Source organism: Pseudomonas sp. GW821-FHT02B10 (assembly GCF_059421865.1).
In genome coordinates this window covers 198,292-221,935 of sequence record NZ_JBWKVU010000004.1, presented here as the reverse complement: position 1 = coordinate 221,935, position 23,644 = coordinate 198,292, and the positions used below count along the sequence as shown (strand labels likewise).

Annotated in this window: 21 protein-coding genes; 11 read left to right on the top strand and 10 right to left on the bottom strand. The window is 64.7% G+C overall.

Translation table 11 applies throughout. The annotated features are described in order from the left end of the window. Positions 1–86: 86 nt before the first annotated feature. Positions 87–2,021: a phytase gene (locus tag AC07VU_RS11510; protein ID WP_495029873.1), complete on the bottom strand. Its 1,935-nt coding sequence runs from the start codon at positions 2,019–2,021 to the stop codon at positions 87–89. 65 nt (positions 2,022–2,086) lie between these two features. Next, complete coding sequence (locus AC07VU_RS11505) at positions 2,087–4,621, bottom strand: TonB-dependent receptor (protein WP_495029872.1); 2,535 nt, start codon at positions 4,619–4,621, stop codon at positions 2,087–2,089. Between the two features lie 383 nt (positions 4,622–5,004). On the opposite strand from AC07VU_RS11505, the gene AC07VU_RS11500 reads away from it, so the two are divergent. The 4 genes from AC07VU_RS11500 (at position 5,005) to AC07VU_RS11485 (ending at position 9,908) form a co-directional block, all read left to right on the top strand. Beyond that, positions 5,005–5,919, top strand: coding sequence for a GGDEF domain-containing protein (locus AC07VU_RS11500; protein WP_457276720.1), 915 nt, complete (start codon positions 5,005–5,007; stop codon positions 5,917–5,919). Between the two features lie 9 nt (positions 5,920–5,928). Then, on the top strand, positions 5,929–6,966 hold the full coding sequence (locus tag AC07VU_RS11495) for an AraC family transcriptional regulator (RefSeq protein WP_274303913.1): 1,038 nt from the start codon (positions 5,929–5,931) through the stop codon (positions 6,964–6,966). Between the two features lie 230 nt (positions 6,967–7,196). Further along, positions 7,197–8,822: an NADP-dependent glyceraldehyde-3-phosphate dehydrogenase gene (locus AC07VU_RS11490; protein ID WP_495029871.1), complete on the top strand. Its 1,626-nt coding sequence runs from the start codon at positions 7,197–7,199 to the stop codon at positions 8,820–8,822. 45 nt (positions 8,823–8,867) lie between these two features. Next, positions 8,868–9,908 carry an FUSC family protein gene (locus AC07VU_RS11485; protein ID WP_101338442.1) on the top strand — a complete coding sequence of 347 codons (1,041 nt, stop codon included), beginning with the start codon at positions 8,868–8,870 and terminating at the stop codon, positions 9,906–9,908. A 31-nt stretch (positions 9,909–9,939) separates the two neighbouring features. Here AC07VU_RS11485 and AC07VU_RS11480 read toward each other — a convergent pair whose 3' ends face one another. Together AC07VU_RS11480 and moaB are read right to left on the bottom strand one after the other, a co-directional pair. Then, positions 9,940–11,145, bottom strand: a complete 1,206-nt coding sequence (locus AC07VU_RS11480) for a molybdopterin molybdotransferase MoeA (RefSeq protein WP_495029870.1) — start codon at positions 11,143–11,145, stop codon at positions 9,940–9,942. Beyond that, the gene (gene moaB / locus AC07VU_RS11475) at positions 11,142–11,681 is read right to left on the bottom strand and encodes a molybdenum cofactor biosynthesis protein B (RefSeq protein WP_101338444.1); all 540 of its coding nucleotides are present in this window, start codon (positions 11,679–11,681) and stop codon (positions 11,142–11,144) included. The genes AC07VU_RS11480 and moaB overlap by 4 nt, the downstream gene beginning before the upstream one ends. Positions 11,682–11,932: 251 nt before the next feature. On the opposite strand from moaB, the gene mobA reads away from it, so the two are divergent. Continuing rightward, positions 11,933–12,523 carry a molybdenum cofactor guanylyltransferase MobA gene (gene mobA, locus AC07VU_RS11470; RefSeq protein ID WP_495029869.1) on the top strand — a complete coding sequence of 197 codons (591 nt, stop codon included), beginning with the start codon at positions 11,933–11,935 and terminating at the stop codon, positions 12,521–12,523. A gap of 152 nt (positions 12,524–12,675) precedes the next feature. After that, on the top strand, positions 12,676–13,578 hold the full coding sequence (locus tag AC07VU_RS11465) for a LysR family transcriptional regulator (protein WP_087091575.1): 903 nt from the start codon (positions 12,676–12,678) through the stop codon (positions 13,576–13,578). A gap of 30 nt (positions 13,579–13,608) precedes the next feature. Here AC07VU_RS11465 and moaE read toward each other — a convergent pair whose 3' ends face one another. The 5 genes from moaE to moaA form a co-directional block, all read right to left on the bottom strand. Further along, positions 13,609–14,055 carry a molybdopterin synthase catalytic subunit MoaE gene (gene moaE, locus AC07VU_RS11460; RefSeq protein WP_009044518.1) on the bottom strand — a complete coding sequence of 149 codons (447 nt, stop codon included), beginning with the start codon at positions 14,053–14,055 and terminating at the stop codon, positions 13,609–13,611. Positions 14,056–14,058: 3 nt separating this feature from the next. Continuing rightward, positions 14,059–14,310 (bottom strand): MoaD/ThiS family protein, encoded by a 252-nt coding sequence (locus AC07VU_RS11455; RefSeq protein ID WP_274303923.1) that lies wholly within the window; start codon positions 14,308–14,310, stop codon positions 14,059–14,061. Next, positions 14,307–14,783, bottom strand: a complete 477-nt coding sequence (moaC, locus tag AC07VU_RS11450) for a cyclic pyranopterin monophosphate synthase MoaC (RefSeq protein ID WP_495029968.1) — start codon at positions 14,781–14,783, stop codon at positions 14,307–14,309. The genes AC07VU_RS11455 and moaC overlap by 4 nt, the downstream gene beginning before the upstream one ends. Positions 14,784–14,874: 91 nt before the next feature. Beyond that, positions 14,875–15,774, bottom strand: coding sequence for a bestrophin family protein (locus tag AC07VU_RS11445; protein ID WP_495029868.1), 900 nt, complete (start codon positions 15,772–15,774; stop codon positions 14,875–14,877). Between the two features lie 39 nt (positions 15,775–15,813). Further along, complete coding sequence (moaA, locus tag AC07VU_RS11440; protein ID WP_009044522.1) at positions 15,814–16,812, bottom strand: GTP 3',8-cyclase MoaA; 999 nt, start codon at positions 16,810–16,812, stop codon at positions 15,814–15,816. A 445-nt stretch (positions 16,813–17,257) separates the two neighbouring features. On the opposite strand from moaA, the gene AC07VU_RS11435 reads away from it, so the two are divergent. The 5 genes from AC07VU_RS11435 (at position 17,258) to AC07VU_RS11415 (ending at position 22,453) form a co-directional block, all read left to right on the top strand. Then, positions 17,258–19,582, top strand: a complete 2,325-nt coding sequence (locus tag AC07VU_RS11435) for an FdhF/YdeP family oxidoreductase (protein ID WP_007929318.1) — start codon at positions 17,258–17,260, stop codon at positions 19,580–19,582. A gap of 127 nt (positions 19,583–19,709) precedes the next feature. Then, positions 19,710–21,131 (top strand): cytochrome ubiquinol oxidase subunit I, encoded by a 1,422-nt coding sequence (locus AC07VU_RS11430; RefSeq protein WP_495029867.1) that lies wholly within the window; start codon positions 19,710–19,712, stop codon positions 21,129–21,131. A 15-nt stretch (positions 21,132–21,146) separates the two neighbouring features. Next, on the top strand, positions 21,147–22,163 hold the full coding sequence (gene cydB / locus AC07VU_RS11425) for a cytochrome d ubiquinol oxidase subunit II (protein ID WP_053261802.1): 1,017 nt from the start codon (positions 21,147–21,149) through the stop codon (positions 22,161–22,163). Next, positions 22,150–22,305, top strand: a complete 156-nt coding sequence (locus AC07VU_RS11420) for a hypothetical protein (RefSeq protein ID WP_009044526.1) — start codon at positions 22,150–22,152, stop codon at positions 22,303–22,305. The genes cydB and AC07VU_RS11420 overlap by 14 nt, the downstream gene beginning before the upstream one ends. Further along, positions 22,292–22,453 (top strand): DUF2474 domain-containing protein, encoded by a 162-nt coding sequence (locus AC07VU_RS11415; protein ID WP_087091581.1) that lies wholly within the window; start codon positions 22,292–22,294, stop codon positions 22,451–22,453. The genes AC07VU_RS11420 and AC07VU_RS11415 overlap by 14 nt, the downstream gene beginning before the upstream one ends. Before the next feature lie 125 nt (positions 22,454–22,578). Here the strand turns inward: AC07VU_RS11415 and AC07VU_RS11410 are convergent, their stop codons facing one another. After that, entirely contained in the window at positions 22,579–23,532 is a 954-nt protein-coding gene (locus tag AC07VU_RS11410; protein ID WP_457276727.1) for a Dyp-type peroxidase, read from the bottom strand. Positions 23,533–23,644: the final 112 nt, after the last annotated feature.

Here is a 23,644-nt window from a genome sequence, read left to right as displayed (position 1 = left end):
AACTCCTTTGCCTGTGCGCCCGGGTCGTCAATGCGCGACGGCGCCGGGGCTATTCGATGACATGTTAATGAACGGTTAATGACAGCTCAGGGCAGTTGCAGCGCCCTGGCCACCTCGGCCCAGGGCACGAACTTGAAGTTCTGGGTCTGCTCGGGCATGCGCTTGCGGCCGTCCTGGACCACCAGCAAGCCCTGGCTCCAGGGCCCGCCGAGGTTGGCCGAGGTGACCTCCAGGCCATCGGTTTCCGACGCCCCGTCGATGCCCGCGGCGGCATTCAGGCCGACCCGGAAAGCCCCGCGGGAAGCGAACGGCGGCTCGGCGTCGAGCAGCACATAGCTGTCGTTGCCCTGGCTGGAAATCACCAGGTAGTCATGCGTCTTGCTCTGGTACAGCGCCAGGCCCTCGACATCGGCATGCAGCTGCGGGCCGACCTTGATCACGCTGGCGAGGTTTGCCGGCTGGTCGGCGCGGGCATCCACCGCCCACACGCCGACGTCTTCCTCGCCGAGGAACAGGCGCTGGCGCTGGTCGTCGGCGACACAGCCTTCCGGCTGGCTGTCGACCTTGAACTGGCGCACCAGCTCGCCCTGGACCCGGCCATCGGCGGCACTCAGGCGGTATTGCAGGAAGCGGCCGTCCTTGCCGTTGGCAAAGGCATACAGCTCGCCGCTGGCCGGCTGGAACAGGCAGACACCGTAGATTTCCTTGAGCGGCGTGGGGATCTCCCCGGCTTCGCGCAGCTCGCCGCTGGCGCGATCGATGCTGAACAGGCTGAGGCTGTTGTGATCGCGGTTGCTCGCCACCGCCAGATCGACCACCTGGGTGCCCAGCTTGAAATTCGCCCGCAGGTCGACGTTGTTCAGCCGCCCCACCGGCAACTCCTGGAGCAACTTGCCTTGCAGGTCGTAGGCCAGCAGCCCCTGTTTCTTGTTGGTGCCCAGCACCCGGCTCAGCTCCGGCTGGCGCGGATGAATCCAGATCGCCGGGTCGTCCGCCGCGTCGCCCTGGCGCCCCACCGGCTCGCTCTGGCTCAGGGCCGGCACATTTGGCAGCACCGGCGCCAGCGGCACCGGGGTGGCCTGCCAGTCCAGCCTGCCCTGGTAGATCTGCCCGTCGTCATCGTCGCGCACCAGCACTTGCAGGCCCTTGGCGCTGGCCTGCACGGCGAGATTTTCCGGCTCCTTCAGACCCGGCAAGTTCAGGTTGGCCCTGGGCGACCAGCCTTCGCCCTGCTGTTGGTCGCCCTGCTGATAAAGGTGCAGCCGCGCCGCCTTGGGGTCGAGCGCCAGCACGCCACCCGGCACCAGGGCCATGGCGCCAGCGGCCTGGGCGATGTCGCCGAAGGGCGCGCGCATGGCCACCGGCCGCCGCTCGACCTGCGCCTCGGGGTGCGCCGGGTAGGCCCACCAGCCGACGTTCTCTTCGTTGACCAGCAACTGATTGGCGCCATCGTCCACCTGGCAGAACTGCGCCGCCGGCGGCAGCGGTACGCCGCGTACCCGTTGCGCCGTGGCGCTCAGCCGGGCGCCGGCGCCCACCAGCCATTGCTCGCCCTTGCCCTCCTCGCCCACCAGGAACAGGAACAGGTTGCTGGCCTCGTCGCGGTACAGGCACAGGCCGTTGACCGGGAAGTCCCGCGCCGGCAGGTACAGCGGCTGGCCCCACTGGCGGCTGCGCGGATCGAGGCTGACCAGCAGTGCCTGCTGGCGCTGGCTGTCGAGCGTGGCGACCAGCACCTGCTGGCCGGCGGCGCGGCTGTCCAGGCCATTGAAGGCGCCTTGCAAGCGCGCCAGTTCCTCGCCCTGGGCGTCGAGCAGCAACAGGCCGTCACGTTCGCTGGCGGCCAGGCGCTCGCTGCCGCCGGGCATGAAGCCGATGGCCTCGATGGCCAGGTCCTGCTTGGGCAGCCAGGGTTTCAGGGCCAGGGTGGGCGCCGATGAGGAGCCGGCAACGGCCGCGCCGCTACCCAGGCAGATCAGCGCGACCAGCAGGCAGCGCGCGGGTGACAACGAAATACTCATGAATGGATCAGGTCCTTATTGTTCATTCGGCACGGCGGCAGCACTAAGGCGCCGCCGCCTCGGGATCAGAAGTGGGTGAAGGTCAGGCCGAGCTTGTAGGTCGGACCGTACTCCTCGTACTGGCCGTTGTAGGAGCGGTGGCCGGTGTAGACGAAGTACGGCTCGTCGGTGAGGTTCTGCGCCTCGAAGCTCAGTTGCAGGCTCTTGGTCAGCGAGTAGCGGGCGCTGAAATCGACGAAGGTCTGGGCATCGACGTGCAGGTCGTGGGCCTTGTCATCGATCGAGGCCAGCTCATAGAGGTAGTCCGACTTGTAGTTGGCCGACAGACGCAGGCTGAGCGTGTCGTTTTCCCAGCCGAGCATCAGGTTGCCGACGGTGTCCGACTGGTTCGGCAGGTCGATGCTGCGCTTGCGGTTGACCCCGCTGGCGGCGTCGAAACCCTTGATCTCTGCGTCGGAGCGGCTGAAGGTGGCGTTGGCCCCCAGCAGCAGGCCGTTCCACGGCGCCGGCAGCCAGTCGAATTTCTGCGAGTAGGCCAGTTCCAGGCCGTACAGCTTGGCGCTGTCGCCGTTGGCGAAGGTGTGCGCCTCGGCGAAGTCGGTCCAGGCGCCGGTACCGGCCAGGTCGGTGTTGTAGACGAAGTTCTTGATGTCCTTGTAGAACACGAAGGCCGAGACGGTGCCGGCGCGACCCATGAAGTGCTCGATGCCAAGGTCCAGGTTGCTCGACTCCAGCGGCTTGAGGTCCGGGTTACCGAAGCTGGCCTCGTCATCGTCGATGACAAAACCCGGCGCCAGTTGGCCGAAGGTCGGGCGCACCACCGCCTTGGTCCAGGCCGCGCGCACCTGGGTGTTCTTGTCCAGCTGGTAACGCGCGTGCAGGCCCGGCAGCCAGTGATGGTAACGGCGCTTGGTCGCGGTGGACTGGAACTCGCCGTCGGTGGCGCCGGTGCCCTTGGCTTCGAACTCGGTGCCTTCGTAGCGCAGGCCGGCGATAAAGCGCCAGTCGTCGATATCGACGGTGTTCATCAGGTAGCCGGCGTTGATGTCTTCGCGGATCTTGAAGTCGTTGACCCGGGATTCGGTTTCGTCGAAGAACGCATCGCGGTCCAGGCCGCCGATCAACTGCTTGATCGAGCCGCCGCTGATGCCCGGGCCGAAGCGGCCGAGGCGATAGTCGACGCTGCCTTTGCGGAAGCGGCCGAGGTTGAGCTGCTCGTCACTGAAACCCAGTTCGTCGAAGTCCTTGTAGACCCAGGCGTCGAGGTCATTGTCCTTGTTGCGCCGACTGACCTTGCCGCCGAACTTGACCTGGGACGCATAACCGCTGAGGTCGTAGTCGCGGGCCAGGTCCAGGCGCAGGTTTTTCTCGGTGTCGGTGGTGCGCTGCTTTTCCCACTCGACCTTGTCCAGGCTGAAGTTGGCCGGGTCGTAGAACCCCTGGCCGACGATCGGCCGCGGCTTGTCCTTGTCGTAGAAACCGCTGTCGGCGAAGTCGTCGTTGCCTTCGAACACCGCGTTGGCGATGTGCCCCGGGCTGTCCTCGCTGGAGCGGCTGTAGCCGGCCTGGCCGCTGAGGGTCCAGAGGCCGAACATGCGCTCGCCGCCGAACACGTAGGACTGGATCTCCTGGGTTTCCTCGCGCTGCTTGAGCTTGCGTTTACCTTCGGCGTCGCCCAGCTCGCCGGCCGCCTGGGGCTCGGCGAATTCCAGGCTGGCGGCGTTACGCGTCTCGCTGTCCTTGTAGCGGCTGTACAGGGTGCGCAGGTAGTAGCTGCTGAGGTCGTCCGGCTTGTAGTCGAAGTTCAGGCCGCCGCCGGCGCGCTCGCGGCTGATGTCGTAGTCGCGCTGTTCGAACTCCTGCAGTTTGGCGCCCTGTTCGAAGTCCCAGGCGCCGCCGGTCTCGACGTTGTCCGAACCGAAGTCGCGCTTCTGCCAGCTCAGGGCCGCGGCCACGCCGAAGTTGTCGATGCCGTCGCCGAGGCTGAAGCGGTCGCTGACCGCGCCGGAGAATTTCGGGCTGGTCTGGTGAGTGTTCCGGTCGTAGCTGGCTTCCGTGCTGCCGGTGTAGAACAGGCCCTTGTGATCGAAGGCCGAAAGGCTCTGCACATCGACGGTGCCGCCCAGGGAGTTGGCGTCCATGTCCGGGGTCAGGGTCTTGATCACCGACAGCGACTGCACCAGCTCCGAGGGCAGCACGTCCAGGGCCACGGCGCGGCGTTCGCTTTCCGGGGCCGGCACCAGGGTGCCGTTGATGGTCACGCTGTTGAGGTCCGGGCCCAGGCCACGCACGCTGACAAAACGCCCTTCGCCCTGGTCGCGCTCGACGCTGATGCCCGGCAGGCGCTGCGCCGCTTCGGCGACGTTCTCGTCCGGCAACTGGGCCACGCCGTCGGCGTGCACCACGCTCTTGATGCTGTCGGCGCTGCGCTGCTCCTTGAGCGCCTGGTCGATGCTCGCGGCCTGGCCGACCACTTCCAGGTGTTCGGTGGTTTTACTCGAGTCGGCTTCGGCGGCGCTCAGGCGTTCGCTGGCGATCGCCATGGCCAGGGCGGTGAGCGTGAAGCCGAGCAGGCCGGCGGTGCTGCTGCGCTTGTACATGATGGTCCTCCCCCAAGAGTCCGGTGACGCCAGGCAAGGGGCCCGGCAACTGGGAGGGCAAGCTAGGGTCGGCGAATGACGGTTCCGTGACAGGGGTTGGCGGGGAGGCCCTTGAAGCGGGGTTTGGGCCGGGTTCGAGGGGCAAAGTGAGCTGAAATGACCTTTTCCCGGGGGTTGGCGGTGACTGGCCTGACGCTTTCGCGGGCAAGCCTCGCTCCTACACCGCGTAACGTCAGCGGCCACACCGCCCCCAGATCGCAAAAAAAACACACCGCCACGATGAGCTGATTCGACCTCCCCCACCCGCTTCGCCGCCGTCACCCGGCTGTCACACACATCTGCTGTGCTGGCGCGCATTGCTTCTTCGCCAAAGGATCGCGGCCATGTTCTCAGTGCTCAAACCCCACCGATGGAAACTCGCCACCTTGCTGCTGGCGGCCAATCTCGGCCTGCTCCTGCACCTGGCTTGTGGCGAGTTGAAGGCGGTCAGCGAATGGGTGTGGCTGGACATCGTCGGCGAAGGCGGTACCGCGCTGCTGGCCCTGATCTGGCTCGGCCTGGTGCTGAAAAGCCGCCCGGCGGGACGGGTCACCAACTACCTGGCCCTGGGCCTGAGCTGCATCTTCTTCTCCTGGTGGATCGACAGCCTCGACGAGTTCATCCGCCTGCCCGACAGCATCGCCTGGGACCACTGGCTGGAATCCGCGCCGATGCCGGTGGGCATGGTCCTGCTGACCATCGGCATCTACCACTGGCACCGCGAACAGCTGGCGATCAGCGCGCAGATGGAGAAACGCGAACGGCTGTTCCGCGAGCACCGGCTGTTCGACAAGCTCACCCCGCTGGGCGGCGCCGACTACCTCAAGCGCCAGCTGGCCGACAGCCTGCAGGACAGCCAGCGCCAGCAGCAGCCGCTGTCGCTGCTGGCCCTGGACCTGGACAACTTCGCCGCGATCAACCAGGACTTCGGCCACGCCGAGGGCGACGCGGTGCTGCAGGCGCTGAGCCATTTGCTGCTGCTCAACCTGCGTCGCCAGGACCTGCTCTGCCGGTTGGCCGGCGACCGCTTCGTGGTGCTGCTGCCGAACACCGGCGAGAGCCAGGCGCGGCTGCTGGCCCAGGAGCTGCAACAGGCGGTACGGAGCCTGGCGCACAAGAGCCGCCAGCACGGCGAACGCTTGCAGCTGTCAGCCTGCACCGCGGTGGTGATGGCCCTCGACGAGACGCCGGAGGTGCTGCTCAAGCGCCTCAACCTGGCCCTGGCCCGGGCCAAGCAACCGCTGGCGAAAAGCGCCTGAGGCCCGGCCATGACCCTGAAGACCCGTTGGTACGAAAACGACAGCCGGTTCATTCCCGGGCATTACCAGCCGGCCAGCCTGATCGACCTGGCGCTGTCGCGGGACATCGACAGCCATCGCCTGCTGCGCGGCACCGGGCTGTTCCACGAGGACATCCTCGCCGGCCAGACCCGCCTCAGCCCACAGCAGTTTCTCGGCCTGATCGGCAACAGCCGGCGTCTGCTGGACGCCGACGACAGCAGCTTCCTGTTCGGCCAGCGCCTGCTGCCCGGCCACTACGGCGCCGCCAGCCACGCCCTGCGCCACGCGCAGAACCTGCACCAGGCCCTCGACACCCTGGTGCAGCAACAGGCGCTGCTCAGCCCGCTGGCCAGCCCGCGCTTGCTGCTGGACGACCAGCACGCCTATTTCTACTGGCTGGACAGCTGTGGCGCCGGCGAACAATGGCGCTTTTTGCTGGAGGCCAGCATGACCTCGCTGGTGGCCATGAGTCAGTGGCTGAGCGGCCAGCGCCTGCCCTGGGAATGCAGCTTCAGCCATGCCGAGCCGCGTTATGTCGAGCAGTACTGGGTGCACCTGGGCGAGCACACCCAGTTCAAGCGCCCCATGGACCTGATGCGCATCCCCCGGGAATTCCTCACTCAGCCCTGGCCCAACGCCTCGGCCACCGCCGGCCAGGTGGCGCGCCAGGAAGCCCAGGGCCAGCTCGAGCAACTGGGCTTTGCCTCAAGCTTTCTCGACTGCGTCTACCGCTACCTGCAAGCCCAGGTGCGCCAGGCCCCAAGCCTGGAACAGACGGCCCAGGCCTTCGGCATGAGCCCGGCCACCCTCAAGCGCAAGCTGCACAAGCACGACAGCGGTTTCCAGCAGCAGGCGGACCTGGTGCGCAAGCACGTGGCGCTGTACCTGTACCGGATCAAGGGCCTGAGCAACGAGGCAGTCGCCGAGTACCTGAGCTTCAACGACGCGGCGAATTTCCGCCGCTCGTTCAAGCGCTGGACCGGCAGCACACCCAGGCTGATCCGCCAATTGTTCAGCGCCGGTTGAAACAAAGGCTGTTTTTCCATGGGAAAAAGCGGCTACTCTTGGCCCAAAGAACCACACCATCACACCTCTGCTGCACGACTTTCCGCCATTTTGGCCCAGCTTTTTGCTAAAGACCCGAGACATCAAGGCGTATACCCGTAGAAACAAACCTTGAAGACCCGTCTCGCCCGTCAGCGCCGGCGCGCTCCAGCCCGCCGGTGCATTGCCCATTGCCATTACGGAATAGAGTCATGACCACAGCCCCTCTGTTGAACACGCTGTTTCCCGTCGCCGCCGACATCCCCGAGCAGTACCGCCTGGACGGCCAGGTCGAGCAACGCGAGTATCTGGTCGACGGTCAGTTGCAGACCTGGAACGGCCCCCTGGCCCTGGTGCGCAGCCCGGTGTACCTGGCCACCGCCCATGGCGACGAACAAGTGATTCTCGGCAGCACCCCGCTGCTCGACGCCGATACCGCGCTGACCGCCCTCGACGCCGCCGTGCGCGCCTATGACCGTGGCCAGGGCGCGTGGCCGACCATGCGCGTGGCCGAACGCATCCAGCACGTCGAAGCCTTCCTCGGGCGCATGCGCGAACAGCGCTCGGCGGTGGTCAAGCTGCTGATGTGGGAAATCGGCAAGAACCTCAAGGACTCGGAAAAAGAGTTCGACCGCACCTGCGACTACATCGTCGATACCATCAACGCCCTCAAGGAACTCGACCGCCGCTCCAGCCGCTTCGAGCTGGAGCAGGACACCCTCGGCCAGATCCGCCGCGTGCCCCTGGGCGTGGCCCTGTGCATGGGCCCGTACAACTACCCGCTGAACGAAACCTTCACCACCCTGATCCCGGCGCTGATCATGGGCAACACCGTGGTGTTCAAGCCGGCCAAGTTCGGCGTGCTGCTGATCCGCCCACTGCTGGAAGCCTTCTGCGACAGCTTCCCGGCCGGGGTGATCAACGTGATCTACGGCAGCGGCCGGGAAACCGTCAGCGCGCTGATGGCCAGCGGCAAGATCGATATCTTCGCCTTTATCGGCACCAACAAGGCCGCCAGCGACCTGAAGAAACTGCACCCCAAGCCGCACCGCCTGCGCGCCGCCCTGGGCCTGGACGCGAAAAACCCCGGCATCGTGCTGCCGGAGGTGGACCTGGATAACGCGGTCAACGAGGCGGTCACCGGCTCGCTGTCGTTCAACGGCCAGCGCTGCACCGCGCTGAAGATCCTCTTTGTCCATGAAAGCGTGGTCGATGCCTTTATCGAGAAATTCAACGCCAAGCTGCTCAGCCTCAAGCCCGGCATGCCGTGGGAACCGGGGGTGGCGCTGACGCCGCTGCCGGAGTCGGGCAAGGTCGATTACCTGCACGCCCTGGTGGCCGACGCCATCGACAAGGGCGCCAAGGTGGTCAACCCCGGCGGAGGCGAGGCGCGGGCGTCGTTCTTCTACCCGGCGGTGCTGTACCCGGTGAACAGCCAGATGCGCGTGTACCAGGAAGAGCAGTTCGGGCCGGTGGTGCCGATCGTGCCGTATCGCGACCTGGAAACGGTGATCGACTATGTCCTGGAATCGGACTTCGGCCAGCAGCTGAGTATCTTCGGCACCGAGCCGGCACAAGTCGGGCATCTGGTGGACACCTTCGCCAACCAGGTCGGGCGGATCAACCTCAACGCCCAGTGCCAGCGCGGCCCGGACACCTACCCCTTCAACGGGCGCAAGAACTCCGCCGAAGGCACGCTGTCGGTGCATGACGCGTTGCGCACCTTCTCGATCCGCACCCTGGTGGCCACCAAGTTCCAGGAGAGCAACAAGGAGCTGATCAGCGACATCATCCGTAACCGCGAGTCGAGCTTCCTGACCACCGATTACATTTTCTAGAAACGGAGAACTCCCCTGGGCCAGACCTTCCGCCTGCCACCGCTGTTGCGCCGCTTCCTGCTCCCGGTACTGGACCCGTATCGGCGCTACCGCTACGCCAAGCTGATCCATGCGGTGCGCGTGGCCCTGGGGTTGCTGGCCACCATCGTGCTGACCACCGGCCTCAATCTGCCCCACGGCGAATGGGCGTCGGTGACCATGCTGGTGGTGATCGGCGGCTTGCAGCACCACGGCAACATTGGCAAGAAGGCCGCGGAACGGGCCATCGGCACCTTGATCGGCGCGGGCGTCGGCCTGGTGCTGGTGGTACAGCAGGCTTACCTGGGCCTGTCCTGGCTGACCTACCTGGGGATGTCGGTGGTGTGCGGGTATTTCTCCTATCACGCCATCGGCAAGGGCGGCTACACCGCGCTGCTGGCGGCGATCACCGTGTTCATCGTCGCCGGCCACGGCGACAACCACGTCAGCGATGGCCTGTGGCGCACCGTGGATATCCTCATCGGTATCGCCCTGGCCCTGGCGTTTTCCTTCGCCATTCCGTTGTACGCGGTGTATTCCTGGCGCTACAACCTGGCCAGCGCCTTGCGCGACTGCGCCACCCTTTACGGACGCATCATCGGCGGTCAGTCGGTGACCGACGACGAACACCTGAAGTTGCTCGGGCGCCTCAACAGCACCTTGCTGCAACTGCGCTCGCTGATGCCCTCGGTGTCCAAGGAAGTGCGGATCTCCATGACCGAACTGGATGCCATCCAGCGCAACCTGCGCATGTGCTTCAGCACCCTGGAAATCCTCGGCAATACCCGGCCGGACCTCAGCGACCCACAGGCCCGCGAACAGTTGCAACAGCTCATGAAACATGAGCACCGGCAGGTGCGCATACAGCTGGTGGGCATGGCCCGCGCCCTGCAATCCGGCGCCACCAGACGCCTGGGGCGGCCCCTGGATGGCCCGGCCTCCTCGCCCCTCGACACCTCGGTCTACAGCGCGCTGGACGGCTACCGCCTGCTGACCCGGCAACTGGTGGCCACCCTCGACGAGATGCGCCAGCGCCTGGCGAAAAGCTCGGAGCAGTGGAAGATCTGAGTGCGCCACGCCTGCCGCCAGACCGCGCCGGCTAGAACAACTCGCTGAACGGAATGAAGCGCGCCGGCTCGCCGGCCCGCAAGGTGCTGCCCTCGAGGATTTCCACCAGCCCATCGGCCCACGAAGCGCCCAGCAACACACCGGAACTCTGGTTCGGATAGAGCACCGCACGGCCCTCCTCCAGCCTGGCCCGCAGGTATTCGCGGCGGCCTCCCGCTTTCGGCCAGTCGAAACCGACGCTGACCGGGAAGCTCAAGGGCATGACCTCTTCGACGCCCTGGATGCGCAACAGATACGGCCGGGCCAGCAGGCCAAAGGTCACCAGGGCCGAGGTCGGGTTGCCGGGCAGGCCGATCACCGGCACGCTGCCGAAGCGCCCCACGGTCAGCGGCTTGCCGGGTTTTATCGCAAGCTTCCAGAACACCGGGGTGGCGCACTCGCGCAGTACCTGGCCGAGGCAATCGGCGTCGCCGGCGGACACGCCGCCGGTGGTCAGGATCAGGTCCGCGGCGCACTGCAATTGTTCCAGGCGCAGCCGAGTCTGCTGCGGCTGGTCGGGGAGAATTCCGGCATCGACCACCTCGCAGCCCAGGGCATTCAACCAGTGGCTGAGCAGGGTGCGATTGCTGTTGTAGATGCAGCCGGGGCGCAAGGCGGTGCCCGGCTCGGCCAGTTCATCGCCCGTCGACAGCAACGCCACCCGTGGCCGCCGCACCAGCGGCAGATGGGTGCAGCCCTGGGCCGCGGCGATAGCCAGTTCGAAAGGCCCCAGGCGTTTGCCGGTGCGCAGCAGCACTTGTCCGGCGCGGTTCTCCTGGCCTTGCGGGCGAATATTCTGGCCGGCCTTGAGCGGCTGCTTGAAGCGCACGCGACCGTCGTCAAGCAGCTCGACGTTCTCTTGCATCTCGATGCTGTTGGCGCCCTCGGGCAGCGGCGCGCCGGTGAAGATTCGCGCGCAGGTGCCCGGCCGCAACGGCTCGGGGGCCTGGCCGGCGAAAATGCGTTGCGACACCGCCAGCGGCTGGCCGTCCCAGGCATCGAGGTTCAAGGCATAACCGTCCATGGCGCTATTCGGCCAGGGCGGCAGGTCGAGGGTCGCCACCAGGTCGCTGGCCAGCACCCGTTGCCGCGCCTCGCCCAGCGCCACCGGCTCGCTGTCCTGCAAACGTTGCGCCTCGGCCATGGCCAGCAAGCGGGCGATGGCCTCCTCCACCGGCATCAGCGCTGAGGCGCTCATCCGCGGGTCCCGCAGGCTTGCACCTGCTTGAGGTGCGGCACGAAATTGCACGGCCGGTGGCGGGCGTCGAGCTGCTCGGCGAGGATGCCTTCCCAGGCCGTGCGGCAGGCGCCCGTGGAGCCCGGCAGGCAGCACACCAGGGTGCCGTTGGACAGCCCGGCCAGGGCCCGGCTCTGCACGGTGGAGGTGCCGATATCGAGGATGGAGATCGCCCGGAACAGCTCGCCGAAACCGTCGATCCGCTTGTCCAGCAAACAGTTCACCGCCTCGGGCGTGCTGTCGCGCCCGGTGAACCCGGTGCCGCCGGTAATCAGCACCACCTGGATAGCCTCATCGGCGATCCACAGGGCGACCTGGGCGCGGATCTTGTACAGGTCATCCTTGAGCAGGTTGCGTTCGCTCAGGGTGTGGCCAGCTTCCAGCAGGCGGCTGACGAGCAATTGACCGGAGGTGTCGGTGGCGTATTCGCGGGTATCGCTGACGGTCAGCACGGCAATATTCAGGGGGACAAACAATGCATCCGATTTCACACTCATGTCTTTCTCCGGCGGGCAGTCATAAAAACCATGGCCAGAGGCTAAAGCGCTGAAACCGTCGGTGTCTAATCACTCTGGCCGACCACTTTATCGAGCATATCTATCAAGGACTCTTTCCCCCTGACGTGCCGGCCCACGCCGGTGAAATCCGCGGCCGATAGAGCCTTTTGATCGCTCATTCGATACTTCCGATTGGACTCGAAGGGGCGACAATGAGATCGTCTGAGCCCCCAACCAGCGTGCCTCGAACAATGACCCCGACCTGCCCCGCCGCCCCTTCGCCCATCCCCTGCTCGGTGCTGCTGCTGGCCGGCGGCCGTGGCGCGCGCATGGGTGGCCGGGACAAGGGCCTGCTGCCCTGGCAGGGCAAGCCGCTGATCGCCCATGTGCAGGCGGCGGTCCGACCTTTCACCGACGACCTGATCATCTCCTGCAACCGCAACGCCGAGCAGTATCGGGCCTATGCCGACCAACTGGTCGAAGACTCGCAGAGGGATTTCCCGGGGCCCCTGGCGGGTGTGCTCGCCGGCCTGGCAGTGGCGCGTCATCCGTGGCTGCTGGTGTTCGCCTGCGACGCGCCGAAAATCGACGGCGCGCTGATCGGCGCCATGCTGGCGGCGCGCCCTGCCCCGGACTCGGTGCTGATGGTGCAACAGGCCGGCCACTGGCAGCCCATGTTCAGCCTGATCCCCAAGGCCTTGCTGGCGAGCCTGCAACACGACTGGGACGCCGGCGAACGCAGCCTGCAGCGCGCCTTGTCGAAGCACCGGCCGCAGGCCCTGGTCTGCGCCGAGGACGACCCGCGCCTGAGCAACTTCAATACCCCTGAGCTACTTTTTTAACGGCGTTTTTTTAACGGCGTTTTTTAACAGCTCCGCGTGCCACCGAACGGACGCACAGTCTTTTCCTCCAAAGGTCGGATCGGGATTTCCAAACGCTTCGTGCATCCTGGACTCACCCCTGACATCAACCCCCTTCTTCAACAGGTGCCATCGTGGACATCAAACAACTCAAGTTCCTTATCGCCCTGGACCAGACCCGACACTTCGGCCAGGCCGCGGCGCGCTGCCACATCACCCAGCCGACCCTGTCCATGCGCTTGCGCAACCTGGAGGACGAGCTGGACCTGGTGCTGGTCAAGCGTGGCCAGCGCTTCGAAGGTTTCACCGAGGCCGGCGAACGGGTGCTGGCCTGGGCGCGGACCCTGCTCGCCGCCCATGACGGGCTGTTCGCCGAGGCCGCCGCGTGCCGTGGCCAACTGGTCGGTAGCCTGCGCCTGGGCCTGGTGCCGCTGAGCAGCTTCAACCCGATCGGCTACGTCCAGGGTCTTTCCAAGAGTTTCCCGGAGCTCAAGTTCGCCCTGTCGTCCATGAGCTCGGACCAGATCATCGAAGGCCTGGGCAACAACCAGCTGGACCTGGGCGTGTGTTACCTGGACCACGTGAACCCGAACTATTTCGAGTTTTTCGAGATCGGCGAAACCCGCGTCGGCCTGCTGTACGACACCCGCCACTTCCATTTCGAAGGCAGCGAAATGAGCTGGGAAGAGGCCGCCGAGCTGCCCCTGGGGATGATCAGCAATGGCATGCACTACCGCAAATCCATCGACCTGAGTTTCCGCAGCCGCGGCCTCGACCCGCAGCCGATCCTCGAAAGCGATTCGACCTATCAGCTGTTCCAGGCGATTCACGAAGGCTTCTGCTGCTCGATCATGCCGCTGTCCAGCGGCCTGGAAAACCCGATCGAGAACCTGGCCTTCATCAACCTGCCGGATGCCAGCGTGCTGGCGCCCCTGGGCCTGGTGATGCGCAAGACCGAACCGCGCTCGGCCATTGCCGAAAAGTGCTTTGCCGAAGCCAGGAAACTGTTTGCCGGGCAAGCGCCCACGGCCGACTGAAGGTGCTGCGCCGCAGGGCGCATTCCTGCCCTACCAGCGACTGGCGGCCAGTTGGTCGCTCTCCCTGCCCTGCACCCAACGCTCGCCGGACGAGGTCTGTTCGCGCTTCCAGAACGGCGCGCGGGTTTTCAGGTAGTCCATCAGGAAGGCGCAGGCCTCGAAGGCCGCCTGCCGATGGGCGCTGGCGACGCCGACAAACACGATCGGCTCGGCCACCTGCAACGCCCCCACCCGATGCACGACCCTTACCCGTTGCAATGGCCAGCGCTCATGGGCCTCATCGACGATGCGCTGCAACGAACGCTCGGTCATGCCCGGGTAATGTTCGAGGAACAGGCTGCCGACCTGCTCCCCCAGGTTCAGGTCACGCACATAGCCGACGAAAGTCACCAGCGCACCAACGCCGGGGTCCTCGCCGTGCACCTCGCGGTGCAGTCGATCAAGGTCGAAGGCCTCGGCCTGGACGTGCACGGTCATGGCTCAGCCCCCGGTGACTTGCGGAAAAAACGCGATCTCGTCGAAGTCCTCGATGGGCGCGTCGAGGTTGCACAGGTCCTGGTTCAGCGCGCACATCAGGCTGGTTTCGCCGAGCACCGCCTGCCAGATCTCGCCCCTGGCCATCAGCAACGTCCTCACGTCGCCGACGCTGCGCAACGAATCATCCAGCGCGATCTTCTCGCCGCCGATACCGAGCTGCTCGCGATAACGGGCAAAGTAGTTGACCAGGATCATGCTGTGACTCCCGCGTCAAAGCTGCCCGATCGCCCGCCCTGTTTCTTCAACAGCTGGATGCTGTCGATGACCATGCCGCGATCGACCGCCTTGCACATGTCGTAGATGGTCAGCGCGGCGACGCTGGCCGCGGTGAGCGCTTCGAGCTCGACACCGGTGCGGCCGTTGAGCCGGCAGGTGGCGACAATCCTGACGCTGTCAGGCTCGACGGCCTTCAGCTCGAGGTGAATCGAGCTGAGCAGCAACGGGTGGCACAGCGGGATGAGTTCATGGGTTTTCTTCGCCGCCATGATGCCCGCGATGCGCGCCACCGCGAACACGTCGCCCTTGGGGTGGCCGTTGCGCTGGATCAGTTGCAAGGTGGCGGGCCGCATGCGTACCCAGGCCTGGGCCTGGGCTTCACGGTCAGTGGGCGGCTTGTCGCTGACATCGACCATATTGGCCCGACCTTCGGCGTCCAGGTGAGTCAGGATCGTGGAATCGTGGTTCATGGTTATCCTCGCAGCCTGTTGGCTGGGTTGAGTGATGTGGCTCGGGGAACCGGGGCGAATGCATGGGCGTCGGTCAGCTCAGCACGAAGTCCACCGGTTGCAGCATCGGCGGCAGCTGGGTCGCCCCCAGGGCATAGAGCACCTCCCGCTCGATGGTACGCACCAGGGCATTGGTCGGCAGGTCGTTCTCGTCCCGGCCGAAGGGGTCTTCCAGCTCGTCACCAATGGCGTCCAGGCCAAAGAACGTATAACTGACGATGGCCGTGAAGATCGGCGTCAGCCAGCCCAGGGGCTCGGCCATGGCAAAGGGCAGCAGGATGCAGAACATGTAGCTGGTGCGGTGCAGCAACAGCGTGTAGGGAAAAGGCAATGGCGTGCTCTTGATCCGCTCGCAGACGGTCTGGGCGTTGGTCAGGCTGCTCAGGTGATTGGCCATCAGCGTGTAGCGCCATTCGCTGATCGCCCCCGACTCGGCCAGGGTCGAACACTGTTGGCCGACGTGGCGCAGGATGCTATCCGGCACGTTGGGCGCCTGGGCCGACGGCAACTGGCTCAGCCAGGTACCCGCCGCGCTCGACTCGTCTTCCTGGCGCAGCCTGGCGTTGAGGGCATGGGCGAAGCCACAGAGGTCGCGCAAGATCTTGCCGCGCTGCCGCGAATCCTTGATCGCCTGGGTTTCGCGGATCATCGAACGCACCTCCGTCACCAGCGTGCCCAGGGCCTTGCGCGCTTCATACCAACGGTCGTAGCAGGCGTTGTTGCGAAAGCTCATGAAGATCGACAGCGACAGGCCCAACAAAGTGAACGGCGTGGCATTGACCCTGGAGAAATAGGTCGGGTACAGGGTCTCGATAAACACAATCGCCGAGGCCAGCAGGGTCACCAGCAGGCTGCGCAGGGCGATGCGCTTGGCAATCGAGCCCTTGAGGGAGATCAGCACATTGATCAGGTTGGGTTTGGATCTGACGATCATCGCTAGACAGCCTTTTTGCAGAGGGGAAAACCGCGCGGGCTAGCCGCCGGTCATGTTCATGAACCGCACCACTTGCACCTCGTCATTGAGTGCGAAGTTGTGGCGGTACGGCTTGATTTTCATCGCCTCGATGATTGCCCGCTCCAGGCGCTGCGGCTCGCCCGGATGGCTGCGCAGCACCTGCTTCAAATCGACCGAATGCTCGTTGCCCAGGCACAGCAGGAGGCGGCCCTCGACGGTCAGCCGCACCCGGTTGCAGGTAGCGCAGAAGTTGTGGCTGTGGGGCGAGATGAACCCCAGGCGAATCTCCGGCGCCTCGGCCAGGCGCCAGTAACGCGACGGCCCCTGGGTCGACTCGGTGGAGTCGATCAGGGTGTAGCGCTCGGCGATGCGCTCGCGCACCTGGGCGCTGGAAAAGAACGCATCGGCGCGGCTGTGTTCGCTGATCACCCCCAGGGGCATCTCTTCGATAAAGGAGATGTCCAGCCCGCGGTCAATGGCAAAGCCCACCAGGTCGTTGATCTCGTGATCGTTGCGCCCTTTCATCACCACGCAGTTGAGCTTGGTGTGCTGGAAACCGGCGGCGTTCGCCGCATCGATGCCGGCAATCACCTGGGCCAGGTCGCCGGTGCGGGTCAGCTCGCGAAAACGCGTGGCATCGAGGCTGTCGATGCTGATGTTCAGGCGCTTGAGCCCGGCCTCGAACAAGGGCGTCGCCAGCTTGCCCAGCTGCGAGCCATTGGTGGTCATGCACAGCTCGCGCAGCCCCGGCAGCGCGGCGATGCGCCGGCACAGCTCGACGACGCCCGGGCGGATCAAGGGTTCGCCCCCGGTCAGGCGGATTTTCCGGGTGCCCAGGGCGACGAAACTTTGCGCCAGCTGATAGAGCTCCTCCAGGGTCAGGATGCGTTGCCGCGGCAGGAACTGCATATCTTCGGCCATGCAATACACACAACGAAAGTCGCAGCGATCAGTCACCGACATTCGCAGATAGTCGACTCGCCTGGAAAAACCATCCTGCAGGATTCGATCTGACATTACCGCCTCCGTCAGCACTTCAGGTGTATCGACCCGAATGCTGTTATTGGAAGGCCACCGTTATAGAAGGCCTTGTTTGAGGCAAGACTAAGGACATTTCAAACCACCGTCTAATTGCTATTAACAACCGGTTGATCGATAGGATTTATCAGAAGAAAAATCATCCCATTCCGCCACAAATTAAGTATTTATTTTATTGATTAGTATAGATTTTTTCCTTGATAGAGCATTTCGATCATCCGGTCATTATTTGCGATTAGACAGGCACTTTATAAGCGGCTTAGGCTTGACCCCGCAGTCCTGAAGCAATCCGCGAAGTGCATAAACCCGTGCGGCCTGTAATTAACAGCCACTTAAAGTTGGTTATTTATGCACACAAGAAAACAGTCATTAACAATGACTCGGCATTAGGCGCAGCCTACGTGCAATGTCCTGGAGAAGTATCATGAGCGAAGTTGAACGCTATAAACCGTACAAGGGGGCGGCGGCCGGTTGGGGCGCATTGATTGCCGTGACCAGGAACTGGCTGGGCAGCGAAAACGCTTTCAAGAATATTCGCACCATGCTCAAGACCAACCAGAACGGTGGCTTCGACTGCCCGGGCTGCGCCTGGGGCGAGTCGCCGGAAAACGGCATGGTCAAGTTCTGCGAGAACGGCGCCAAGGCGGTCAACTGGGAAGCCACCGGGCGCCTGGTCAACCCGGCCTTCTTCAACAAATACACGGTGTCGGCACTGGCGGCGCAAAGCGATTACTGGCTCGAATACCAGGGCCGCCTGACCCACCCGATGCGTTACGACGCCAGCCTGGATCGCTACGTCGAAACCAGCTGGGACGATGCCTTCGCCCTGATCGCCAGGCACCTGAACGGGCTGGAGTCGCCCGACCAGGCCGAGTTCTATACCTCGGGCCGGGCCAGTAACGAGGCCGCCTACCTCTACCAGCTGTTCGTGCGCGCCTACGGCACCAACAACTTCCCCGACTGCTCGAACATGTGCCACGAGGCCAGCGGCCTGGGCATGGACGACAGTGTCGGCGTGGGCAAGGGCACGGTGACCTTCGAGGACCTGGGGGAAGCCGACGCGATTTTTGTCATCGGCCAGAACCCTGGCACCAACCACCCACGGATGCTCGAACCGCTGCGTGAAGCGGTGAAACGCGGTGCCCAGGTGATCTGTTTCAACCCGCTGAAAGAGCGTGGCCTGGAACGCTTCCAGCACCCGCAGCATCCGCTGGAGATGCTCACCAACGGCTCCGAGCCCACCTCCTCCGCCTACTTCCGCCCGGCCCTGGGCGGCGACATGGCAGCCATGCGCGGCATCGCCAAGTTCCTCTGGCAGTGGGAACGCGAAGCCCTGGCCAACAACGGCGAAGCGGTGTTCGACCGCGCCTTCATCGCCGAGCACACCTCGGGCCTCGACGCCTACCTGGCCGAAGTCGACGCCACCAGTTGGGAGCACATCCTCGAACAGTCCGGGCTGTCCCTGGAGGACATCGAGCTGGCCGCGCGCATGTATCGCAAGGCCAAGCGGGTGATCATGTGCTGGGCCATGGGCGTGACCCAGCACACCCACTCGGTGCTGACCGTGCAGGAAGTGGTCAACGTGCAACTGCTGCGCGGCAATATCGGCCGTCCGGGCGCCGGGCTGTCGCCGGTGCGCGGCCACAGTAACGTGCAGGGCGACCGCACCATGGGTATCAACGAACTGGCCCCCACCGAGTTGCTCGATGCCCTGGAAGCGCGTTTTGCCTTCAAGGCGCCGCGCAAGCACGGGCACAACACGGTGATGGCGATCGCCGCCATGGAAGAAGGTCGGGCCAAGGTGTTCATCGGCCTGGGGGGCAACTTCGCCCAGGCCACCCCCGACAGCCCGCGCACCCACGCCGCGCTGCGCAACTGCGAGCTGACCGTGCACATCGCCACCAAGCTCAACCGCAGCCACCTGGTCACCGGCCGCGAGGCGCTGATCCTGCCGTGCCTGGGGCGCACCGATATCGACCTGCAAGCCCAGGGCCCGCAAGGCGTCACCGTGGAAGACACCTTCAGCATGGTGCACATTTCCCACGGCCAGTTGAAACCCAAGTCGCCGCTGATGCGTTCGGAACCGGCGATCATCGCCGGGATCGCCAACGCCACCCTCGGCAGCCACCCCATCGACTGGCTCTGGGTGATCGAGGACTACAGCCGCATCCGCAACCTGATCGCCGACACCATTCCCGGCTTCAAGGACTTCAACCAGAAGCTGCTGCACCCCGGGGGTTTCCACCTGGGTAACGACGCCGCCCAGCGCATCTGGAAAACCGCCACCGGCAAGGCCCAGTTCACCCCCGGCGTATTGCCGGAACACCTGGTGAGCCAGGGCGTGCGCGACCTGGGCGTGAAGCCGGAGCTGATCCTGCAGACCATGCGTTCCCACGATCAGTACAACACCACCCTGTATGGCCTGGACGATCGTTATCGCGGGGTCTACGGCATGCGCGACGTGGTGTTCGTCAACGAGCAGGACATTCGCAAGCTGGGTTACGAGCCGGGGCAGAAGGTCGACATGATCTCGCTGTGGGGCGACGGTCGCGAGCGCCGGGTGAGCGGCTTCACCCTGATCGCCTACGACATTCCCGCCGGCCAGGCCGCCGCCTACTACCCGGAAACCAACCCTCTGGTGCCGCTGGAAAGCTACGGCGACCGCACCTTCACCCCGACCTCGAAGTTCATCGCGATTCGCCTTGAACCGGCGCCGGTCAGCAACCTGATCCAGTCCTCCGTCGATTGAACCTGCCCGGGGCGGCGAGCGTCGCCCCGGCCCTTTCGAAACCTGCACTGCCGTTGACCGCGAGCCGCGAGGCTCACACGGTCGGCCGGGCCGTGCACGCGTATCGAGCCACTCTGAGGGTATCGTCATGTCAAACCTGGAAGCGCTTGACCTGGCGCGAATTCAATTCGCGTTCACGGTCTCGTTCCACATCATATTTCCCGCCATCACCATCGGGCTGGCCAGCTTCCTGGCAGTGCTCGAAGGCCTCTGGCTGAAAAGCAATAACTCGGTCTACAAGGACCTGTATCACTTCTGGTCGAAAATCTTTGCCGTCAACTTCGGCATGGGGGTGGTCTCCGGGCTGGTCATGGCCTATGAGTTCGGCACCAACTGGAGTCGCTTCTCGGACTTCGCCGGGAGCATTACCGGGCCCCTGCTGACCTATGAAGTGCTGACCGCGTTTTTCCTCGAGGCCGGTTTCCTCGGGGTGATGCTGTTCGGCTGGAACCGGGTCGGCCGCGGGCTGCACTTCTTCTCCACGGTCATGGTCGCCATCGGCACGCTGATCTCGACCTTCTGGATCCTCGCCTCCAACAGCTGGATGCAGACGCCACAGGGCTTCTCCATCGTCGATGGGCGGATCGTGCCGATGGACTGGCTGGCCATCGTGTTCAACCCGTCGTTCCCGTTCCGCCTGGCGCACATGGCGATCGCCGCGTTCGTCGCCACGGCGTTTTTTGTCGGCTCGTCCGCGGCCTGGCACCTGCTGCGCAAGAACGACACGCCACAAGTGCGCAAGATGCTGTCGATGGCGATGTGGATGGCCCTGATCGTGGCGCCGATCCAGGCAGTGGTCGGCGATGCCCATGGCCTGAACACCCTGGAACATCAGCCGGCGAAAATCGCCGCCATCGAAGGCCACTGGGAAAACATCGGTAACGAACCGACGCCGCTGGTGCTGTTCGGCATCCCCGACATGGACGCCGAGAAGACCGGTTATGCGATCGAAGTGCCTTACCTGGGCAGCCTGATCCTGACCCACAGCCTGGACAAGCAGATCCCGGCGCTCAAGAGCTTCCCGAAAGAGGACCGGCCGAACGCGACCATCATCTTCTTCAGCTTCCGGATCATGGCCGGGCTGGGCATGTTGATGATCCTCACCGGCCTGCTCGGCCTGGCCTTGCGCCGCAACGGCGCGCTGTACCGCAACCGGTTGTTCCTGTGCCTGGTGCTATTCATGGGCCCGACCGGCCTGATCGCCATGCTGGCCGGCTGGATTACCACCGAGGTCGGCCGCCAGCCGTGGGTGGTGTACGGCTTGCAGCGCACCGCCGACGCGGCGTCGAACCACTCGGTCAGCCAGTTGAGCATCTCGCTCGCGTTGTTCGTGCTGATCTACTTCTCAGTGTTCACCGTCGGCATCGCCTACATGATGAAGCTGGTCCGCAAAGGCCCGCAGCCGCATCACGATCATCCGCCACAAGGCGGCCCCGGCCAGGACCGCACGCCGCGCCGGCCGCTGTCCGCGGTCACCGAGACCTTCGCGTCCGGCAACCCCGCCAACTGAACAAGGAGCTTGCCCATGGGCATTCAAGGTATAGATCTGTCGTTGATCTGGGGCGTGATCATCGCTTTCGGGGTGATGATGTACGTCATCATGGATGGCTTCGACCTGGGACTGGGGATCCTCTTCCCGCTCATCCCGGACGCGCAGGAGCGCGATGTGATGATGAACACCGTGGCGCCGGTCTGGGACGGTAACGAAACCTGGCTGATTCTCGGTGGCGCGGCGCTGTACGGGGCCTTCCCGCTGGCCTATTCGGTGATTCTGGAGGCCTTGTACCTGCCGCTGATTTTCATGCTGGCCGGCTTGATCTTCCGCGGCGTGGCCTTTGAGTTCCGCTTCAAGGCCAGCCCGGAAAAACGCCATATCTGGGACATGGCGTTCATCGGTGGCTCGCTGCTGGCGACCTTCTGCCAGGGCATCGTGATTGGCAGCTATATCGCGGGGATCCCGGTGGTCGATCGCCAGTTCGCCGGCGGCAACCTGGACTGGCTGGCGCCGTTCCCGCTGTTCTGCGGCCTGGGCCTGATCGTCGCCTATGCACTGCTGGGCAGCACCTGGCTGCTGGTCAAGACCGAAGGCATGCTCGAATCGCGCATGCGCCACTACACCCGGCCGCTGGCGTTCGTGCTGATGGCGGTGGTCGCGGTGCTCTGTGTGTGGACGCCCATGCTGCACCCGGAGATCGCCAGCCGCTGGTTCACCCACGCGCATATCGTGGTCTTCGGCGCTCTGGTGGTTCTCGCGCTGCTGGCGCTGTTCGGGCTGCTGCGCACCTTGCGCCAGCATCACTCGCACTGGCCGTTCGTGTTCACCCTGGCGCTGGTGTTCCTGGGCTACATCGGCCTGGCCTTCAGCATCTGGCCGAACATCGTGCCGCCTTCCATCAGCCTGTGGCAGGCCGCATCGCCCCCGTCCAGCCAGCTGTTCATCCTGATCGGCACCCTGTTCATCCTGCCGATCATCCTGATGTACACCTGCTGGAGCTACTACGTGTTCCGCGGCAAAGTGAGGATCGGCGATGGTTACCATTGATAGCGAAACCCTTCGAACCACTACCAGGCAGAGGCCTTTCTACCAGCAGGTGGCACAGCTGAGCCTGCTGTTCCTCGGCGGGCTGGTGATGCTGGCCGCCGCCACCGCACTGATGATGGAGTTGGCTTATGGAACGCTCTGAGGTATCGACCACCGTCCACCCGAACGCCCCCTGGTATCGGCGGCTGGCATGGCTGGTGGGCATCTGGCTGGGCAGTGTGCTGGCCCTGGGTGCGGTGGCCGGCCTGTTGCGGCTGATGATGCACATGGCCGGCATGAGCACTCACTGATTGCTGATCGCATCGGTAAAGGCCCGGCGCCTTTCCCGGTGCGCGGTCCCGCCAACCATTGAATAGCATCCGCCAGATGCAACGAGCCCGCGAGGCCCTCACCTCGCGGGCTCTTTGCATCCGGATCAGGGCTGGCGTTCGGCCAACGCTTCCAGCAGATCGGCGGAAGGCACGAAGAACAGGCCGCCGGTCACCGCCGTGCTGAAATCCAGCAAGCGGTCATAGTTGCCCGCCGGCCGGCCGACAAACATGTTTTCCAGCATCTGCTCGATAGGCTCCGGCGAGCGCGCGTAACCGATGAAATAGGTGCCGAACTCCCCCGCCCCCGGCCGGCCGAACGGCATGTTGTCGCGCAGGATCTTCACCTCCTCGCCGTCCTTGGTGATGGTGGTCAAGGCACTGTGGGAAGAGGTCGGCTTGACGGCATCGTCGAGTTCGATATCGGACAGCTTCTTGCGCCCGATGACACGTTCCTGCGCCTCGACCGACAGCTCGTTCCAGGCGTTCATGTTGTGCAGGTACTTCTGCACCAGCACATAACTGCCGCCGCTGAACGCCGGGTCTTCATCGCCGACCAGGGTGAACTCGACTGCCTTGCGCCCGACCGGGTTTTCCGTGCCATCGACAAAACCGATGATGCTGCGCATGTCGAAATAGCGGAAACCCTGCACCTCATCGACCACCGAGATCGCATCGCCCAATGCCCCGATCAGTTGCGTCGCCAGTTCGAAGCACAGGTCCATCTGGTCCGCGCGAATGTGCAGCAGGATGTCGCCGGGGGTCGCCACAGCCCGGCGCTCTTGCGGGCCGAACTCGCGAAAGGCGTGCAGCGAGGCTGGGCGCGGCCCGCCGAAGAGCCGGTCCCAGGCCGCCGAAGCAAAACCGCAGACGCACGACAGGTTACCCGCGGGCACCCGCTTGCCGACCGAACGGGTGAGGCCCGCCACATCCTCGCACCAGCCCCGCACCTTGGCGGCGGCGTCACTGCCGGGGGCCAGGGTGGCGACGATAAAGATCGCGCTGCTGGTAATCGGGTTGCAGACGGATTGCGGTTCAGGAATATCGTTGGACATGGGCATGAGCACTCGGCGGAACGGGAAAGACCGCAGAGTAGCAAATAATCGCGGCGCTGCAGTCCGGCAGCGAGCATCGCGCTCATGAAAGCCCACCGATGAAAAAAGGGGCGCCCCA

Excerpts from the sequence above, each read along its gene's own strand:
- AC07VU_RS11510 (WP_495029873.1), bottom strand. The coding sequence starts at position 2,021 with ATGAGTATTTCGTTGTCACCCGCGCGCTGCCTGCTGGTCGCGCTGATC.
- AC07VU_RS11505 (WP_495029872.1), bottom strand. The coding sequence starts at position 4,621 with ATGTACAAGCGCAGCAGCACCGCCGGCCTGCTCGGCTTCACGCTCACC.
- AC07VU_RS11500 (WP_457276720.1), top strand. The coding sequence starts at position 5,005 with ATGTTCTCAGTGCTCAAACCCCACCGATGGAAACTCGCCACCTTGCTG.
- AC07VU_RS11495 (WP_274303913.1), top strand. The coding sequence starts at position 5,929 with ATGACCCTGAAGACCCGTTGGTACGAAAACGACAGCCGGTTCATTCCC.
- AC07VU_RS11490 (WP_495029871.1), top strand. The coding sequence starts at position 7,197 with ATGACCACAGCCCCTCTGTTGAACACGCTGTTTCCCGTCGCCGCCGAC.
- AC07VU_RS11480 (WP_495029870.1), bottom strand. The coding sequence starts at position 11,145 with ATGAGCGCCTCAGCGCTGATGCCGGTGGAGGAGGCCATCGCCCGCTTG.
- moaB (WP_101338444.1), bottom strand. The coding sequence starts at position 11,681 with ATGAGTGTGAAATCGGATGCATTGTTTGTCCCCCTGAATATTGCCGTG.
- mobA (WP_495029869.1), top strand. The coding sequence starts at position 11,933 with ATGACCCCGACCTGCCCCGCCGCCCCTTCGCCCATCCCCTGCTCGGTG.
- moaE (WP_009044518.1), bottom strand. The coding sequence starts at position 14,055 with ATGACCGTGCACGTCCAGGCCGAGGCCTTCGACCTTGATCGACTGCAC.
- AC07VU_RS11455 (WP_274303923.1), bottom strand. The coding sequence starts at position 14,310 with ATGATCCTGGTCAACTACTTTGCCCGTTATCGCGAGCAGCTCGGTATC.
- AC07VU_RS11445 (WP_495029868.1), bottom strand. The coding sequence starts at position 15,774 with ATGATCGTCAGATCCAAACCCAACCTGATCAATGTGCTGATCTCCCTC.
- moaA (WP_009044522.1), bottom strand. The coding sequence starts at position 16,812 with ATGTCAGATCGAATCCTGCAGGATGGTTTTTCCAGGCGAGTCGACTAT.
- AC07VU_RS11435 (WP_007929318.1), top strand. The coding sequence starts at position 17,258 with ATGAGCGAAGTTGAACGCTATAAACCGTACAAGGGGGCGGCGGCCGGT.
- AC07VU_RS11430 (WP_495029867.1), top strand. The coding sequence starts at position 19,710 with ATGTCAAACCTGGAAGCGCTTGACCTGGCGCGAATTCAATTCGCGTTC.
- cydB (WP_053261802.1), top strand. The coding sequence starts at position 21,147 with ATGGGCATTCAAGGTATAGATCTGTCGTTGATCTGGGGCGTGATCATC.
- AC07VU_RS11420 (WP_009044526.1), top strand. The coding sequence starts at position 22,150 with ATGGTTACCATTGATAGCGAAACCCTTCGAACCACTACCAGGCAGAGG.
- AC07VU_RS11415 (WP_087091581.1), top strand. The coding sequence starts at position 22,292 with ATGGAACGCTCTGAGGTATCGACCACCGTCCACCCGAACGCCCCCTGG.
- AC07VU_RS11410 (WP_457276727.1), bottom strand. The coding sequence starts at position 23,532 with ATGCCCATGTCCAACGATATTCCTGAACCGCAATCCGTCTGCAACCCG.